Here is a 15241-nt window from a genome sequence, read left to right on the forward strand (position 1 = left end):
AGCCTATAGGCACCCGACACCGAGCAGAGAGAAGCACACCATGCCAAGTCCAGCTGAACGCGAGAAGTCCCTCGAAACCGCACTCGCCCAGATCGACCGTCAGTTCGGCAAGGGCTCGGTGATGCGCCTCGGCAGCGACGAGCGTGCACCGGTCGAGGTCGTCTCCACCGGCTCGATCGCCCTCGACGTCGCGCTCGGCATCGGAGGGCTCCCGCGAGGCCGCATCGTCGAGATCTACGGGCCTGAGTCCTCGGGTAAGACGACGCTCACGCTGCACGCCATCGCGAACGCCCAGCGTGCTGGCGGCATCGCCGCCTTCATCGACGCTGAGCACGCGCTCGACCCCGAGTACGCCAAGAAGCTCGGCGTCGACATCGACTCGCTGCTCGTCTCCCAGCCCGACACGGGTGAGCAGGCGCTCGAGATCGCCGACATGCTCGTGCGCTCGGGTTCCATCGACCTCATCGTGATCGACTCCGTCGCCGCGCTCGTACCCCGCGCCGAGATCGAGGGCGACATGGGTGACTCCCACGTCGGTCTGCAGGCCCGCCTCATGTCGCAGGCACTGCGCAAGCTGACCGGTGGCCTGAACCAGACGAACACGACGATGATCTTCATCAACCAGCTGCGCGAGAAGATCGGTGTGATGTTCGGCAGCCCCGAGACGACCGCCGGTGGTAAGGCCCTGAAGTTCTACGCCTCGGTCCGCCTCGACATCCGTCGCATCGAGACGCTGAAGGACGGCACGGAGGCCGTGGGCAACCGTACGCGCGTGAAGGTCGTCAAGAACAAGATGGCTCCGCCCTTCCGGCAGGCCGAGTTCGACATCCTGTACGGCGTGGGCATCTCGCGCGAGGGCTCGTTGATCGACTTCGGTGTCGAGCACGCCATCGTCAAGAAGGCCGGCGCCTGGTACACCTACGAGGGCGATCAGCTCGGTCAGGGCAAGGAGAACGCCCGGAACTTCCTGCTGAAGAACCCGGACATCGCCGCTGAGATCGAGCGCCGGATCCTCGGCAAGCTCGGTGTCGGCGCCGAGGGTGCCGCCACCAAGAAGGCTGCGGATGCCGCCGCGGCCGAGGTCGCTGCTGCCGAGGCCGCCGCGCTCGAGGCGGCGACGGGTGGAGCCCCGCAGCTCGCAGCCGCCGGCGCATCGAAGTCCGCCGCGAAGCGCAGCGCGTAGCGCGCGCCCCGAACAGCGAGGTCACCATGGTCGTCTCCTTCCCTCCCGCCGGTCCGGCCGACGAGTCGTCGGAGCGCTTGGCCCCCGTGACCTCGCTGTTCGGTGGTCGGCGTCAGGCCCCCGATGCAACGGCAGAACCCGACGGCTGGTTCGTCGGGCAGACCGACGAGGCTCCGGTCGCGGCCGCGCCCGTCGCGCGTCCCGTCGCTCCGTTGCGCCGGACGTCCACCGAGCGCGTCGAGAGGGAGACCACCCCGCCGGGCGACGTGTCGAGCGATGCCCCGGCGGCGACCAGCCCGACGACACCACCCGAGCCCGATCCGCGGACGCTCGCCTGGACCTCGGCCGTCGAGGCGCCGGACGACGCAGACGACCGCGCCGAAGCCGATGAGGTCCAGGCTCCGGTCGATCCGGAGGTTCGGCTGGCCGAACTCGACCTGCTCGCGGTGCGACGACTCGCCCGCCGCGGGTGTTCCGAGTGGGAGATCGCGGAGCTCCTCCGCGGCCACGACGCGGCACCCGACGAGGTCGAGCACGTCCTCGCCGAACTCCGCCGACGCGGCTATCTCGACGACGCCGAACTCGCACGCCAACTCGTCGAGAGCCTGCACACCCGCAAAGGGCAGTCCCGTGCGGTGATCGGCCGCGAACTCTCCTCGCGACGCATCGACGCCACGATCGTCTCCGAGGCGCTCGAGGCCATCGACGACGACGACGAGCTTCGACGAGCGCTAGTGGTCGCCGAGAAGCGTGCCGGTCAACTGCGCTCCCTCGATCAGGCGACGGCCGAGCGACGTCTGTCGGCCTATCTCGCGAGACGCGGATACGGCTCGGCGATCATCCGTGAGGCGTGCTCACGTGCCCTGTCGGGGTCGAAGCGTTCCGGCGTGAGTTTCCGCTGACCGGAAGCCTCTCAGGCCGCGCGTAGACTGCCGGTATGAGCAGCATCGTCGAGACGCCCACGGTCATCAGCGCCTCACCCGCCGCGATCGACGAGTCAGGTCGGCAGCGGAGCTATGAGGTCCGCACCTACGGGTGCCAGATGAACGTGCACGACTCAGAGCGGCTCAGCGGGTCGCTCGAGGCCGCCGGTTACGTCAAGGCGGACGGTGAGCAGGCCGACATCGTGGTCATCAACACCTGCGCGGTCCGCGAGAACGCCGACAACAAGCTGTACGGCAACCTCGGCCACCTGGCATCGATCAAGAAGCAGCGCAGCGGGATGCAGATCGCCGTCGGCGGTTGTCTGGCGCAGAAGGACAAAGAGGTCATCCTCCAGAAGGCCCCGTGGGTGGACGTCGTCTTCGGGACGCACAACATGGGCTCACTGCCGTCGTTGCTGGAGCGGGCTCGGCACAACGACGAGGCCCAGTTGGAGATCCTCGAGTCGCTCGACACCTTCCCCTCCACCCTCCCGACCAAACGCGATTCCAGCTACAGCGGTTGGGTCTCGATCTCCGTCGGGTGCAACAACACGTGCACCTTCTGCATCGTGCCGTCGCTCCGTGGCAAGGAGAAGGACCGTCGCCCGGGCGAGATCCTCGGTGAGCTGCGCGCGCTCGTCGAGGACGGCGCCATCGAGGTGACGCTGCTCGGGCAGAACGTGAACTCCTACGGCGTCGAGTTCGGGGATCGTCAGGCGTTCGGCAAGCTCCTGCGGGCGGCGGGCACGATCGAGGGCTTGGAACGCGTCCGGTTCACCAGCCCGCACCCTGCTGCCTTCACCGACGACGTCATCGACGCGATGGCCGAGACGTCGAATGTGATGCCGCAACTGCACATGCCGCTGCAATCGGGTTCCGACCGCATCCTCAAGGCGATGCGTCGCTCGTACCGGTCCGAGCGCTTCCTCGGGATCCTCGATCGGGTCCGTGCGAGGATTCCGCACGCGGCCATCTCGACCGACATCATCGTCGGGTTCCCCGGCGAGACGGAGGAGGACTTCCAGGAGACCCTCCGCGTGGTCGAGGCCGCACGGTTCGCCAGCGCCTTCACCTTCCAGTACTCGATCCGAGCGGGTACGCCGGCGGCCACGATGCCCGATCAGATCCCGAAGGCCGTCGTGCAGGAGCGGTACGAGCGCCTCATCGCGTTGCAGGACCGCATCAGTCTCGAGGAGAACCGGCGTCAGGTGGGCCGGCAGGTCGAGTTGCTCGTCGCGGTCGGGGAGGGGCGCAAGAACGACGCCACGCATCGACTGAGCGGGCGGGCCGAGGACTCGCGTCTTGTCCACTTCGAGGTGCCGGCGGGCTCCGAGGTGCCGCGACCTGGTGACGTCGTGACCGTGACGATCACCGAGGCCGCGTCGTTCCACCTCATCGCCGACACACCCGGCGGTGAACCCCTGCGGGTCCGTCGGACGCGTGCCGGAGACGCCTGGGATCGAGCTCAGGCCGATTCCTGCGGTGTGCCGACGACGGCCGCCGCGGCGGAGCCAGGCCGCGTCTCGCTCGGCTTGCCCGGCCTGCGCATCGGGGCACCGACCGTCGGCGTGACCACCTCTCCCATCTACGACCCGAGCGACGGCGAACGCCGGTGACCGGCTTCCTCGCGGTCGTCGGAGCGACCGGGACGGGGAAGTCCGCACTGTCGCTCGAGCTGGCGACCGCTCTCCGCGAGTCGGGCCGTCCAGCCGAGATCGTCAACGCCGACGCCATGCAGTTCTATCGTGGCATGGACATCGGGACCGCGAAGCTGCCCATGGAGGAGCGGCGCGGGATCCCGCACCACCTCTTCGACGTCCTGGACGTCTCGGAGGAGGCGTCCGTCGCCTGGTACCAGCCGACGGCTCGTGCGGTGATCGACGAGCTCACCGCGCGTGGGGTGACGCCGATCCTCGTCGGCGGTTCCGGGCTGTACGTCTCGAGCGTCATCCATGACTTCCGCTTCCCGCCGAGAGACCGCGCCCTGCGCGAGCGCCTGGAACGGGAACTCGAGGAGGAAGGGCTCCCGTCGCTCATCGAGCGGCTCCGCATGGCCGATCCCGCGACCGCCGAGCGCATCGATGCGGCGAACGCCCGCCGAGTCGTGCGCGCACTCGAAGTCCACGAGTTGGCCGAGCGCGGCCACGGTGCAGCGCTTCCGGAACGCCCCGTCCCCTGGCGGCCGGTCGAGGTCATCGGGGTCTCGACGCCGCGAGAGGTCCTCGTCGAGCGCCTCGACCGGCGCGTCGAGATGATGTGGGACGCAGGACTCGTCGCGGAGACTGCCGAGCTGCTCGAGCACGGCCTCGAGCAGGGTGTCACCGCCGGCCGTGCGATCGGGTACGCCCAAGCGGTGGCGCAACTGCGGTCGGAGCTCACCGAAGCGGAGGCGATCGCCGAGACCCAGCGTCTGACGAGGCGGTACGCGCGCCGTCAGGTCAGCTGGTTCAAGCGCTATCCGGCGATCACCTGGGTGGAGGGCGGCAGCGCCGAGGCGCGTGAGCTGGCCCGCCGGGTGCGCCCGTAGACTGGTCGGATGGCGTCGACACTCTCCTTCACGAAGGGCCACGGCACGGGCAACGACTTCGTGCTCTTCTCCGATCCTGACGGCAAGGAGGCCCTCGATCCGGGCCAGATCGCGGCGCTCTGCGACAGGCATTTCGGGATCGGGGCCGACGGCGTCATCCGCGCCGTCCGGTCAGCGCACCTCGAAGCCGGGGCTGCCGTGCTCGCTGAAGACCCTGCCGCGGAGTGGTTCATGGACTACCACAACGCCGACGGTTCGGTCGCGGAGATGTGCGGCAACGGCATCCGGGTGTTCCTCCACTACCTGCTCGAGAGCGGGCTCGTGGAGCTGGCCCCCGGCGAACAGCTCGCCATCGGAACCCGCGCCGGCGTCCGGATGGTCGGCTACGACCCGCTCGGCTACGTCGTCGACCTCGGCCGATGGAGCCTCGACGAGCGGGAGACGCTCGTCCGGGTGAAGGGGCTGCCCGTGGCCCGCCCGGGGATCGGGATCGACGTCGGCAACCCGCACATCGTCGTCGCGGTCGCCGACGCCGCCGAACTCGACGGAGCGGAACTGGACTACGTCCCACAGCTCGACCCCGTACCGCCGCACGGTGCCAACGTCGAGTTGGTCGTCCCGGGTGAGCCGCTCATCGCCGACGGTGTGGCCCGGATCCGCATGCGCGTCCACGAGCGCGGGAGCGGCGAGACCCTGAGCTGTGGCACCGGGACGGCTGCCGCGGCGCTCGCGTTCCGCCACTGGGCGGGCGCGGCGGCTCCGAACGACTGGCGCGTCGAGGTGCCCGGCGGGGTGCTCGGGGTGCGCATGGTTCCCGGCGCAGACGGCGAGCACGTGGTGCTGGCCGGTCCGGCGACGCTCGTCTACTCCGGGACGATCACCCTGGCCTGAGCCGGTCAGGCCGGACGGATCTCCCGGCGCCGGGCGTGCAGGACGCGGAAGCCCTTGGCCATGGCCGCACGTCCGACGTGGAACGACGTCGGCAGCTGCTCCTGCAACCACTTCTGCAGCGAGTCCGAGCCGAGGTTCTTCTGTACGACGAGCCAGGCGTCACCGTCGTCCTCGAGCCGCGGCAACCAGTGCATCAGCATGCGGTGCAGTTCGTCCTTGCCGACGCGGATCGGCGGGTTCGACCAGATGGTCGCGAAGCGGACCGTGTCGGGGACGTCGTCTGGGAGGACGGCACGGATGTTGACGAGTCCGAGGCGCTCCGCGTTGATCCGGGTCAGGTCGAGCGCGCGTTCGTTGACGTCGACCGCCCAGACGGTCGCGTCCGGCGACGCGAGCCCGAGCGACAGGGCGATCGGGCCCCAGCCGCAGCCGATGTCGAGGAGGTCGCCCGTCGGCGGGGGAGGAGGGGTGTTCGCGAGCAGCACCTGGGTGCCCTGATCGAGGTGACCCGGACTGAAGACGCCGCCCGCTGAGACGAGCGAACGGTCGACGCCGCCCAGGCGTGCGGTGATCGGTTTGAGCTGCAACTCGCTCGCGGGTTCGGCGGTGAAGTAGTGCTCGTTCGACATACAGGAACGGTACCGGACCAGGAGGAAGTAGGGTTAACGCGATGCCTAGACCACCGATGGACGCACCCCAGGACCACGCAGACGACACCGATGTCGATGTCGAGGCGGTGGTGGACGACGCCTCGGTCACCGATCCCGGCGACGTCGTCGCACGCGTGCTCACGAGCGCCGCGTCCCGATCGAACGGGTACACCCTGTTCGGCAGCGGTGCAGCGGCCCTGCAGACCGGCGATGCCTCAGGAGGCAGTTCCGACGACGGCGAACAGTACGACCGTGAGGACCGGCAGGCCCTCCGTCGCGTCGCCGGGCTCTCGACCGAGCTCGAGGACGTCACCGAGGTCGAGTACCGGCAACTCCGGCTGGAGAACGTCGTCATCATCGGCGTCTACCCGCAGGGTGCGCTGCACGACGCGGAGAACTCCCTGCGCGAACTCGCAGCGCTCGCGGAGACCGCCGGCGCCGTCGTCCTCGACGGGCTCCTGCAGCGCAAACCGCACCCCGACCCGAGCACGTATCTCGGTCGCGGCAAGGCCCAGGAACTGAAGTCCATCGTCCAGGCGCTCGGCGCCGACACGGTCATCGCCGACACGGAACTCGCACCCAGCCAGCGTCGCGCACTCGAGGACGCGGTCGGCGTGAAGGTCATCGACCGCACGGCGGTCATCCTCGACATCTTCAGTCAGCACGCGAAGAGCCGAGAGGGCAAGGCGCAGGTCGAGCTCGCCCAACTCGAGTACCTCCTGCCCCGCCTCCGCGGCTGGGGTGAGTCGATGAGCCGTCAGGCCGGTGGTCAGGTCGGTGGTGCCGGTGCCGGTATGGGGTCGAGGGGCCCCGGTGAGACGAAGATCGAACTGGACCGGCGCCGCATCCACACCCGGATGGCGAAACTGCGCAAGTCGATCACGGCGATGAAGCCGGCGCGCGAGGCCAAGCGGGCGAACCGCCGCCGCAACACGGTGCCGTCGGTCGCGATCGCCGGTTACACGAACGCCGGCAAGTCCAGCCTGCTGAACCGCATCACGAAGGCCGGCGTCCTGGTCGAGAACTCGCTCTTCGCGACGCTCGACGCGACGGTCCGACGCAACGTGACCTCCGACGGACGCGAGTACACCGTGGCCGACACGGTCGGCTTCGTGCGCAACCTGCCGCACCAGCTGGTCGAAGCCTTCCGCTCGACGCTCGAGGAGGTCGCCGACAGCGACGTCATCGTGCACGTCGTCGACGCCGCGCACCCCGACCCTGCCGGCCAGATCGCCACCGTGCGCGACGTCATCGGTGAGGTCGGAGCTCGGCACATCCCCGAGCTGGTCGTGTTCAACAAGGCCGACCTCGTGGACGACGGCCAGCTGCTCGTGCTCCGCGGTCTCGTCCCGGACGCCGTCTTCGTGTCGGCCCGCACCGGTCTCGGGATCGACGAGCTCATGGAGCGCATCGAGACACTGATCCCGTCGCCGAGCAACGAGGTCCACGTCATCGTGCCCTTCGACCGCGGAGACCTGGTCACGCTGCTGCACGAACGCGGCAAGGTGCTGTCGACGGACTACGACGAGCGTGGCACGATCGTGCACGCCCTGGTCGGTGCCGAGCTCGCCGCCGCCCTCGCGCCGTTCGCCGAGGTCGTCCCGGCACCAGCCGTGGCCGGCTGACCCGACTCCTCACGCGCAGCGCGCGCGGACGGCATCCTTGAGCGCCTCCGCCGTGTCGGCGTCGAGCGGGAGGGTCATGACGGCCTCCGGGCCGTCGTCGATCCGCACGACGAGTGGGAAGAGGGTCCCCACCTTGTCCTCCGCCAGGGCGTGCGGGTCGCACCGGGTCGGCACGACCCGGAGTTCGATGGACTGCGGACCGCTAGCGGCGTCGACGGTCAGGCTGAGTGGCCAGTCCTGGGGTGGGTCACCGCCGTCGTCCCTCGGCGCCGGTCGCAGCAGGACCGTCGAGCGCAGCGCGACGAGCTCCAAGTGACCCGGAGCGCCGGTCGGCACGGCCGTGACCGTCAGGACGGCGACCGTCGTGGCTCCGGCACCTTCGAGGCGGATCCCGGGAGTGGCGGCCACCTCGGCGATGCGCTGCACCGCCGACACCGTGCACGTCGAGGCACGGATGCGCTGCAGCGCGTTCGTCGGATCGGACAGGCCGGATGCGGTGAGGACGGCGCCGTCGTCGAGTCTGAGCTGGAGATCGACCCGCACGTCCTCGTCGCGTGCGTCGCAGTCGACCGGTGGCAGCTCGACGGCGAGATCCGTGGTCTGTCCAGCGCGGATCGTCGAGGATCGGTCCCGGACGGTCGGCGCGGTGAACGCCGACCCCGCCAGCTCGAGTCCGACGATCGTGATGTCGTCGTCTCCGCCGTTGCCGACCCGGACGATCGCGGCGTCGCTCGCATACTGGTCGCGGTTCTGGCGGAACTCGATCACGAGCTCCTCCGCTGCGGCTGTGCGCGTCGCCCGCGGCAGGGGCGAACCGGCGGTCGTGCACCCGGACACGGCGAGCACCACCGCCACGCAGGACCCGATGACGCGCGAGCCGAGTGCTCGACGCTCGCCGCCCCGGTGCCTGGTGCCCACGGTCATGGCATCAGCGTAGGACCGGAGCGCCGCCGGGGGAATGTGTCGCAGGATGACGCTGTCGGACGGATGTCCGTCGCGCGGATCGTCGGGCGTTGCTATCGTCGTGCGCATCGTACCCGCCCTCACCGGCGGAATCGGAGCGACAGCCGAGCCCGGCACCCGCCCACGACACACCAGCGGAACCGCTGCGTGCTGCGTGGTCGCCGGCTCTCGATCCGCTGCCACCGAGACGAGACCCCATGACCATGACGGAGCCCGCCTGTCCCGGGCGTACCCCCTTCTCCTTCGAGCTGTACCCGCCCAAGACACTCGACGGCGGCGTCGCGCTCGCACGGACGGTCGAGCACCTGGCCGCCGCCGGCCCGGAGTTCATCTCGGTCACCTTCGGCGCCGGCGGTTCCTCGCGAACGGCGAGCCTGGACGTGCTGCGGAGCATCCGGACGTCGACCTCGGTGGACCCGATGGCCCACCTCACCTGCGTCGGGTCGACGCACGCCCAGGCCAGCCGACTCATCAAGGACTTCCTCGACGCCGGGGTGCACAGTTTCCTCGCGCTCCGCGGCGACCCGCCTGCCGGAGCCGTCGAGGGCGACGCCTTCCTCGGTGATCTGGGGAGTGCCGCGGAACTCGTGCAGCTCATCGGCCGGGTCAGTGCCGAGCACGAGCCCTACGCCGAGGGGTCGCTGGTCGGCCTCCCGGGCGCGGTGCAGCTCGGGCGACGCCATCGGCCGCGGATCGCGGTCGCCGCGTTCCCCAACGGACACCCGCGCTCGCGGTCGACGACGCAGGACCTCGACACCCTGTTGGCCAAGCAGGCGGCTGGGGCGACGCTCGCCATCACCCAGCTCTTCTTCCACGCCGACGATTACCTCGCCTTCGTCGAACGCACGAGACGTCACGGCGTCACCATGCCCATCCTGCCGGGCGTGATGCCCATCACGAGTCCGGCGCGGTTGCGTCGGGTGCTCGAGCTCAGCGGCGAGGCGCTCCCGAGCGACCTGGCGATCGCGCTCGAGGTCGAGCCGGACGAAGCGGGACGGATCGACATCGGCATCGACTATTCCGCGAGGCTCATCCGCGACGTCGTCGCGGGCGGCGCGCCGGGCGTCCACCTCTACGCCTTCAACCAGCATCGGACGGTGCTCGACGTGTTGCACCGTGCCGGCATCCCCGTGCCAGGCGACCGACCGGTCCGTCATCCCATCCCCGATCCACTCACCAGCAAGGACGCACGATGAACCCCACCTCCGCATTCCCCGCCGGCACCATCCTCGGCTACCCGCGCATCGGGCCGAACCGGGAGTTGAAGCGCGCCGTCGAGTCCTTCTGGGCCGGCCGGATCGACGCCGAGGCGCTCGAGCGGACGGCCGCCGAGCTGCGCGCCGCCACGCGTGCCCGCCTCGCGGGGCTCGGCCTCGACCCGACGAACGCCGCGATCCCCGAGAGCTTCTCGTTCTACGACCAGGTCCTGGACGCCGCGCTCACCGTCGGTGCCGTCCCGGAGCGCTTCTCGTCGCTCGTCGGGGCCGACGGTCGGGTCGACCTCGCCGGGGCGTTCACGATCGCTCGTGGCGCCGGCGACCTCGCGCCGCTCGAGATGACGAAGTGGTTCGACTCGAACTACCACTACCTTGTCCCGGAGATCGGCGAGTCGACGCCGTTCGCGCTCTCCGACGACCGGGTCGTCGAGCAGTTCCGCGAGGGCCTCGCCGAGGGGTACGTGACGCGGCCGGTCATCGTGGGCCCCGTGACGTTCCTGCTGCTGTCCAAGGCGGCCGAGGGGGCCTCAGCGGGATTCGCCCCGATCGATCGACTGGAGGCATTGCTGCCCGTCTACGCGGAACTCCTCCAGCGCCTCGCCGCTTCCGGCGCGCCCTGGGTGCAGCTCGACGAACCCGCACTGGTGTCGGAGACGTTCGACGTGCCGAGGTCGACGGTCCTCGCGGCGCTCGAACGATCGACGAGCGTCCTGTCCGCCGTGTCGGACCGCCCGGCGATCTTCGTCGCGGCTCCCTACGGTGCCTTGGGCGACGCCCTCCCGGTGCTCGCCGACTCGGGGGTCGAGGCCGTCGGTGTCGACCTCGTCCGAGGAGGCCTGCCGGACTCGTCACCCGGACTCGCCACGAAGACCGTCGTCGCGGGAGTGATCGACGGCCACAACGTGTGGCGCGGCGACCTGGCGGCCGCGGCCGATCTCCTGGAGCGCGCGGCGGAGCGCTTCCCGCAGCTCGCGGTGTCCACCTCGACCTCCCTCCTGCACGTCCCGCACGACGTGTCGGTGGAGACGAAGCTCGCCCATCGTCTCCGGAGCTGGCTCGCCTTCGCCGACCAGAAGGTGGATCAGATCGCGGTCCTCGCACGCGGTCTCACCCAAGGGCGCGCAGCGATCGCGACCGAGCTCACCGCAGCGTCGGCCGCGCTCGACGATCGGCTGGCCGCGCCCGGGGTCGTCGATGCCACCATCCGCGCACGGACGGCGGCGCTCGCGCCAGCGGACTTCACGCGGGACGACTACCAGGAGCGCGCAACGGCGCAGGAGCAGGCGCTCGGCCTGCCGTTCCTCCCGACGACGACGATCGGCTCCTTCCCGCAGACCGGGGACATCCGTCGCGCCCGCGCACAGCGGGTCGCAGGGTCACTCGACGAGGAGGCCTACGTCGCGACGATGCGCGCGGAGATCGGGCGCGTCGTGGCGCTGCAGGAGGATCTGGGGATCGACGTCGTCGTCCACGGCGAGCCCGAGCGCAACGACATGGTCCAGTACTTCGCCGAACACCTCGACGGCTTCGCCGTGACGGAGCACGGCTGGGTGCAGTCCTACGGTTCACGGTGCACCCGTCCGTCGATCCTATGGGGGGACGTCTCGCGACCGGCACCGATCACGGTCGAGTGGTCGGCCTACACGCAGTCGTTGACCACCAAGCCGGTGAAGGGCATGCTCACGGGCCCGGTGACGATCCTCGCGTGGTCGTTCGTGCGTGACGACCAACCGCTCGCCGAGACGGCGAACCAGGTCGCCCTCGCCCTGCGTGACGAGATCGCCGACCTGGAGCGGGCCGGCATCCGCATCATCCAGGTCGACGAACCCGCACTCCGCGAGCTGCTCCCGCTCCGGCGGGCAGACCAGGGAGGGTACCTCGACTGGTCGGTGGGCTCCTTCCGGCTGGCGACCGCGGGCGTGCGAGCCGAGACCCAGATCCACACCCACCTCTGTTACTCGGAGTTCGGGGTGGTGATCGACGCGATCCGACGACTGGACGCCGACGTGACGAGCATCGAGGCGGCTCGGTCGCGGATGGAGGTCGTGTCCGACATCCGGGCGAGTGGTTTCGACCACGGCATCGGCCCGGGCGTCTACGACATCCACTCGCCTCGGGTGCCGAGCGTCGCGGAGGTGACCGCGTTGCTCGAGATCGCGCTGGAGGGGATCCCGCAGCGCCAGGTCTGGGTGAACCCTGACTGCGGGCTCAAGACGCGAGGCTACGAGGAGACGGTCGCCTCCCTCACCAACATCGTCGAGGCCACGCGCGTCGTCCGCGCACGAGTCGGTGCGACCGGCTGACGTCGTCGGTCCGGCCCACATGGATGTGGCGGAGTGGTCCGGTCGGTCAGACCGTCCGGAGTACGGCGACGACCTTGCCGAGGACCTCGGCGTGGTCGCCGAGGATCGGTTCGAAGGCCGAGTTCCGAGGGAGCAGCCAGGTGTGGCCGTCGCGCTGGCGGAACACCTTCACGGTCGCCTCCTCGTCGAGCATGGCCGCGACGATCTCGCCGTTCTCAGCGGTCTTCTGCTCGCGGATGACGACCCAGTCGCCGTCACAGATCGCGGCGTCGACCATCGAGTCGCCGACGACCTTCAGCATGAACAGACTGCCCTTGCCGACCAGCTGGCGGGGCAGGGGGAAGATCTCCTCGACCTGCTGCTCGGCCGTGATCGGGATGCCGGCGGCGATGCGACCGACGAGCGGGACCATGGCGGCGTCACCGACCGGGGGAGCGGAGTCGGGATCGCTGCCCTCGACGGCGCTCGGCAGGTCGATGAGCACCTCGATGGCGCGGGGACGGTTGGGATCGCGTCGGAGGTATCCGCTGAGTTCGAGCTGTCCGAGTTGGTGCGTGACACTCGACAAGGAGGCGAGCCCGACGGCGTCGCCGATCTCGCGCATGCTCGGCGGATAGCCGCGCTGCGAGACCGAGCGCTGGATGACGTCGAGGATCGCCAGCTGCTTGTCGCTCAGGCTCTTCCGTCGCCGGGTGCCGCCGATCTGGCGCTCCCGGGCTCCGTCGCCCGCCGTGTTCGCTGCCATCTTCGCTCCTGCCCTGATCGGCTGTCGGTGACCGATGTCGGTGGGTGGTGGTGTACTGCTTCCAACACTCGAAACTGTATCCGCACCGGCTCGTCCAGACAAACATCTGTTCGAGCGTGTCGCCGATCCCGCGCGTCTCAGGTACGAAGACAGGGTTGAGTATTCGAACAATCGAAGATATATTCGGAACACAGGTTCGTATCCGGCACTCCTGGCCGAGTGTCGGATACGAGTCCTCATCACACGATGAGCACACTCTTGGAGGGTTGACATGAGCGCAGCACTGATCGGGTCCCACCGGGCGCTTCCCGCACGGACGGCGCAGGTACCGACGTCAGACGCACCGTCTACACGCCGACTCCGCCTGACGAAGCGCGGTCGTGTCGTCTTCACCACGCTCGCCGCCATCCCGCTGGTCATCGGCGTCGCGGTCGTCGGACTCTCCGCAGGCGGTGCCGCGGCCAACACGGCGGCGGCTGGAGCCACGTTCACGTACATCACGGTCGACCCGGGCGAGTCGCTCTGGCAGCTGGCCGAGTCCATCGCACCCGACGCCGACCCGCGCGACGTCATCGCCGAGATCATGAACCTCAACCAGCTCAGCACCGCCGGTGTCGAGCCGGGGCAGCGCCTGGCGATCCCGCAGCGGTACGCGGCCGAGTAGGCCGACAATCGGCGGGTCCCTCCGCGCTGGTTCTCAGCTATCGTCGATGGCGCGGTGCAACGACGCCCGCAGCATCGTCGGAGGCAAGCATGAGTACAGACGATCGGAGCCGCTCGCTGCTCCGGAAGAAGCCGATCGCGGAGATCGAGGATGAGACCTCCGGTTCGAAGCTGTTCAAAAGTCTCGGGCTCTGGCAACTCACGGCCATCGGGGTCGGTGGCATCATCGGGGTGGGGATCTTCTCACTCGCCGGACTCGTCGCTCACGGGAGCGATACCTCGCCCGCTGTCGGGCCGGCGGTCCTCTTCTCGTTCCTGATCGCGGGGCTCGCCTCCGCGGCCGCGGCGTTGTCGTACGCGGAGTTCGCCGGCATGATCCCGAGAGCCGGGTCCGCCTACACCTACGGGTATGTGGCGCTCGGCGAGATCATCGGCTGGTTCATCGGCTGGGACCTGTTGCTCGAGTACATCGCGATCGTCGCGGTGGTCGCGATCGGGATCTCCGGCTACTTCGACGCCTTCCTGTCCGGCGTCGGGATCCACATGCCGGACTGGATGACCTCGACCGCCGACGAGGGGAAGGGCGGCCTCGTCAACCTCCCCGCCATCTTCGTCTGTCTCCTCGTGACCTTCATCCTGAGCCGAGGGACGAAGGCCTTCGGTCGATTCGAGCTCGTCGCGGTCGGGATCAAGGTCCTGCTCATCCTGTTCATCATCGGCCTCGGTGTCTTCTACATCGACGGACAGAACTACGATCCGTTCCTCCCGAGCGGTTTCGGGCCGGTGTTCGCCGGTGCCGCGACGGTCTTCTTCGCGGTCTTCGGATACGACGCGATGAGCACGGCCGCCGAGGAGGCGAAGGACGGCAAGAAGCACATGCCGAAGGCGATCATCCTCTCCCTCATCATCGCGATGCTCCTGTACGTCGCGGCCACGCTCGTCCTGACCGGCATGCAGAACTACACCGACATCGACCCCACGGCCGGGTTCGCATCGGCGTTCCAGAGCGTCGGTCTGCCCGTGGTCGCGACGATCATCTCCGTCTTCGCGGTCCTGTCGATCCTCACCGTGATGCTGACGTTCCTGTTGGGCGTCACCCGCGTGTGGTTCTCGATGAGTCGCGACGGTCTCCTGCCGCGATGGTTCTCGCGCACGGACCGGCGAGGCGTGCCGCAGCGGGTGACCTGGATCGCCGGCGGCGCGGCAGCCGTCTTCGCCGGTGTGTTCCCGATCAAGCAGGTCGCCGACCTCACGAACATCGGCATCCTGGCCGCCTTCATCGTGGTCTGCGTGTCGGTGATCGTGTTCCGGTACACGAAGCCGGATGAGCCCCGTTCCTTCCGGTTGCCGTTGATGCCGTTCGTCCCGGCGTTCGGCGTCCTGGCGTCCGGCTTCCTGATCCTGCAGCTGCACTGGGAGACCTGGCTACGGTTCGGGGTCTGGCTCGTGATCGGTCTCATCGTCTACTTCGCCTACGGGCGACGCCACTCGCTGTTGAACCCGGCGAGCCCCCGCCACGAGGTCCTTCGTCGGGAGCGCCAGGCGGAGTGA

At 69.3% G+C, this 15241-nt stretch carries 13 protein-coding genes; 10 read left to right on the forward strand and 3 right to left on the reverse strand.

What is annotated here, in order from left to right; all coding sequences use genetic code 11:
- The first annotated feature begins 40 nt into the window (after positions 1 to 40).
- Genes recA through dapF form a run of 5 tightly spaced genes read left to right on the forward strand, consistent with a single transcriptional unit; the run spans position 41 to position 5524 of the window.
- A complete protein-coding gene (recA, locus tag HOW07_RS16315) occupies positions 41 to 1183 on the forward strand; it encodes a recombinase RecA (RefSeq protein ID WP_079002686.1) in 1143 nt (380 codons plus the stop codon).
- A gap of 26 nt (positions 1184 to 1209) precedes the next feature.
- Positions 1210 to 2085, forward strand: a complete 876-nt coding sequence (locus HOW07_RS16320) for a regulatory protein RecX (RefSeq protein WP_175117831.1) — start codon at positions 1210 to 1212, stop codon at positions 2083 to 2085.
- A 35-nt stretch (positions 2086 to 2120) separates the two neighbouring features.
- Positions 2121 to 3722 (forward strand): tRNA (N6-isopentenyl adenosine(37)-C2)-methylthiotransferase MiaB, encoded by a 1602-nt coding sequence (miaB, locus tag HOW07_RS16325; RefSeq protein ID WP_175117832.1) that lies wholly within the window; start codon positions 2121 to 2123, stop codon positions 3720 to 3722.
- Positions 3719 to 4633, forward strand: coding sequence for a tRNA (adenosine(37)-N6)-dimethylallyltransferase MiaA (miaA, locus tag HOW07_RS16330; protein ID WP_175117833.1), 915 nt, complete (start codon positions 3719 to 3721; stop codon positions 4631 to 4633). Before miaB ends, miaA begins: the two co-directional genes overlap by 4 nt.
- A 9-nt stretch (positions 4634 to 4642) precedes the next feature.
- Positions 4643 to 5524 carry a diaminopimelate epimerase gene (gene dapF / locus HOW07_RS16335; protein ID WP_121291744.1) on the forward strand — a complete coding sequence of 294 codons (882 nt, stop codon included), beginning with the start codon at positions 4643 to 4645 and terminating at the stop codon, positions 5522 to 5524.
- 5 nt (positions 5525 to 5529) lie between these two features.
- Here the strand turns inward: dapF and HOW07_RS16340 are convergent, their stop codons facing one another.
- On the reverse strand, positions 5530 to 6153 hold the full coding sequence (locus HOW07_RS16340; RefSeq protein WP_175117834.1) for a class I SAM-dependent methyltransferase: 624 nt from the start codon (positions 6151 to 6153) through the stop codon (positions 5530 to 5532).
- Positions 6154 to 6194: 41 nt separating this feature from the next.
- Here HOW07_RS16340 and hflX point away from each other — a divergent pair, with 41 nt between their 5' ends.
- Positions 6195 to 7799, forward strand: coding sequence for a GTPase HflX (gene hflX / locus HOW07_RS16345; protein WP_254628426.1), 1605 nt, complete (start codon positions 6195 to 6197; stop codon positions 7797 to 7799).
- Positions 7800 to 7808: 9 nt separating this feature from the next.
- Here hflX and HOW07_RS16350 read toward each other — a convergent pair whose 3' ends face one another.
- Positions 7809 to 8723, reverse strand: a complete 915-nt coding sequence (locus HOW07_RS16350) for a hypothetical protein (protein WP_175117835.1) — start codon at positions 8721 to 8723, stop codon at positions 7809 to 7811.
- A 236-nt stretch (positions 8724 to 8959) separates the two neighbouring features.
- On the opposite strand from HOW07_RS16350, the gene HOW07_RS16355 reads away from it, so the two are divergent.
- Positions 8960 to 9958, forward strand: a complete 999-nt coding sequence (locus HOW07_RS16355; protein WP_254628427.1) for a methylenetetrahydrofolate reductase — start codon at positions 8960 to 8962, stop codon at positions 9956 to 9958.
- Positions 9955 to 12282 carry a 5-methyltetrahydropteroyltriglutamate--homocysteine S-methyltransferase gene (gene metE / locus HOW07_RS16360; protein ID WP_175117836.1) on the forward strand — a complete coding sequence of 776 codons (2328 nt, stop codon included), beginning with the start codon at positions 9955 to 9957 and terminating at the stop codon, positions 12280 to 12282. The genes HOW07_RS16355 and metE overlap by 4 nt, the downstream gene beginning before the upstream one ends.
- A gap of 46 nt (positions 12283 to 12328) precedes the next feature.
- Here the strand turns inward: metE and lexA are convergent, their stop codons facing one another.
- Positions 12329 to 13027 carry a transcriptional repressor LexA gene (gene lexA, locus HOW07_RS16365; RefSeq protein WP_071262299.1) on the reverse strand — a complete coding sequence of 233 codons (699 nt, stop codon included), beginning with the start codon at positions 13025 to 13027 and terminating at the stop codon, positions 12329 to 12331.
- A 271-nt stretch (positions 13028 to 13298) separates the two neighbouring features.
- Here lexA and HOW07_RS16370 point away from each other — a divergent pair, with 271 nt between their 5' ends.
- Together HOW07_RS16370 and HOW07_RS16375 are read left to right on the forward strand one after the other, a co-directional pair.
- Positions 13299 to 13691 carry a LysM peptidoglycan-binding domain-containing protein gene (locus HOW07_RS16370; protein ID WP_079002676.1) on the forward strand — a complete coding sequence of 131 codons (393 nt, stop codon included), beginning with the start codon at positions 13299 to 13301 and terminating at the stop codon, positions 13689 to 13691.
- Between the two features lie 89 nt (positions 13692 to 13780).
- Entirely contained in the window at positions 13781 to 15241 is a 1461-nt protein-coding gene (locus HOW07_RS16375; protein ID WP_175117837.1) for an amino acid permease, read from the forward strand.

The organism is Plantibacter sp. MCCC 1A11337 (genome assembly GCF_013349365.1).
Classification (GTDB): Bacteria; Actinomycetota; Actinomycetes; order Actinomycetales; family Microbacteriaceae; genus Plantibacter; species Plantibacter flavus_A.

Excerpts from the sequence above, each read along its gene's own strand:
- recA (WP_079002686.1), top strand. The coding sequence starts at position 41 with ATGCCAAGTCCAGCTGAACGCGAGAAGTCCCTCGAAACCGCACTCGCC.
- HOW07_RS16320 (WP_175117831.1), top strand. The coding sequence starts at position 1,210 with ATGGTCGTCTCCTTCCCTCCCGCCGGTCCGGCCGACGAGTCGTCGGAG.
- miaB (WP_175117832.1), top strand. The coding sequence starts at position 2,121 with ATGAGCAGCATCGTCGAGACGCCCACGGTCATCAGCGCCTCACCCGCC.
- dapF (WP_121291744.1), top strand. The coding sequence starts at position 4,643 with ATGGCGTCGACACTCTCCTTCACGAAGGGCCACGGCACGGGCAACGAC.
- HOW07_RS16340 (WP_175117834.1), bottom strand. The coding sequence starts at position 6,153 with ATGTCGAACGAGCACTACTTCACCGCCGAACCCGCGAGCGAGTTGCAG.
- hflX (WP_254628426.1), top strand. The coding sequence starts at position 6,195 with ATGCCTAGACCACCGATGGACGCACCCCAGGACCACGCAGACGACACC.
- HOW07_RS16350 (WP_175117835.1), bottom strand. The coding sequence starts at position 8,723 with ATGACCGTGGGCACCAGGCACCGGGGCGGCGAGCGTCGAGCACTCGGC.
- HOW07_RS16355 (WP_254628427.1), top strand. The coding sequence starts at position 8,960 with ATGACCATGACGGAGCCCGCCTGTCCCGGGCGTACCCCCTTCTCCTTC.
- metE (WP_175117836.1), top strand. The coding sequence starts at position 9,955 with ATGAACCCCACCTCCGCATTCCCCGCCGGCACCATCCTCGGCTACCCG.
- lexA (WP_071262299.1), bottom strand. The coding sequence starts at position 13,027 with ATGGCAGCGAACACGGCGGGCGACGGAGCCCGGGAGCGCCAGATCGGC.
- HOW07_RS16370 (WP_079002676.1), top strand. The coding sequence starts at position 13,299 with ATGAGCGCAGCACTGATCGGGTCCCACCGGGCGCTTCCCGCACGGACG.
- HOW07_RS16375 (WP_175117837.1), top strand. The coding sequence starts at position 13,781 with ATGAGTACAGACGATCGGAGCCGCTCGCTGCTCCGGAAGAAGCCGATC.